This window comes from Microvirga sp. 2TAF3 (genome assembly GCF_052114965.1).
Taxonomy (GTDB): domain Bacteria; phylum Pseudomonadota; class Alphaproteobacteria; order Rhizobiales; family Beijerinckiaceae; genus Microvirga.
Window position 1 is genome coordinate 1 of record NZ_JBFRFT010000057.1, and the last position, 1,041, is coordinate 1,041.

The window sequence follows — 1,041 nt, forward strand, 5'->3', positions numbered from 1 at the left end:
TAGAGCGGGCAGCAGTTGCGTGGAATCGGGAGAGCTGATTCCATAGGGTTGGTTGTGATTGGCCGGGAGGCGTCCCATGCCAGCTCCTCTGTCTCGAGACTTGCGTGAGCGGATCGTGCGTGCGGTGGAAGGCGGATCCTCCATCCGGCAGGCGGCCTTGCGCTTTGAGGTCAGCCCGTCGGCCGCCGTGAAGCTGATGCGGCGCTTCCGCCAGAGCGGTAGTCCGGCTCCGGCCCGGTTCGGCGGCCACCGTCGTCCCATCCTTGGGCCGCATGAGGCGCTTGTGCGGGCTCTCCTGGATGCCAAATCCGACATCTCGCTGGTGGAGATCCAGACCGAGCTGTGCCAGCACGGCATCGTGGTGAGGGCGACCTCCACCATCAGCCGCTGGCTCAGGCGAGCCGGCCTGACGCACAAAAAAAGAGCCTGAGAGCCGCCGAGCAGGACCGTCCGGACGTGGCGCGCGAGCGACGGCACTGGCGCGTGTGGCAGCGCTATATGGATCCGGCCCGCTTTGTCTTCCTGGACGAGACCGGCACATCAACCAACATGGTGCGCCGTTACGGGTGCTGCCCCAGAGGCGAGCGTCTGGTGGATGCCACGCCGTGGGGCCATTGGAAGATCACCACCTTCGTGGCCGGTCTGCGCGCCAGCGGCGTCATCGCTCCGATGGTGCTCGACGGCCCCATGACCGGTGAGGTGTTCCGGGCCTATGTGGAGCAGGTGCTGATCCCGGAGTTGTCGCCCGGTGATGTGGTCGTGCTCGACAACCTGGCGGCTCACAAGGTGGCAGGCATCCGAGAAGCCATCCATGCGGCTGACGCCAGTCTGCTGTACCTGCCGCCGTACTCGCCTGACCTGAACCCGATCGAGCAGGTGTTTGCCAAACTCAAAGCGCTCCTGCGCAAGGCGGCGGCGCGCACCAAGGAGGCGCTCTGGACGACCATCGGAGAACTGCTCGATCGCTTCCCAGTCGAGGAGTGCCAGAACTACCTCAGCAACTGCGGATACGAGTTCACCTAAATCGAATCCGCTCTAGCC

At 65.0% G+C, this 1,041-nt stretch carries 1 protein-coding gene; it reads left to right on the forward strand.

Annotated features, from left to right (window positions below):
- The first annotated feature begins 76 nt into the window (after positions 1 to 76).
- A protein-coding gene (locus tag AB4Y97_RS20985) for an IS630 family transposase (protein WP_442000972.1) occupies positions 77 to 1,023 on the forward strand; the annotation gives its coding sequence in 2 pieces (ribosomal slippage) (positions 77 to 412 and positions 415 to 1,023; 945 coding nt in all).
- The last annotated feature ends 18 nt before the right edge of the window (positions 1,024 to 1,041 follow it).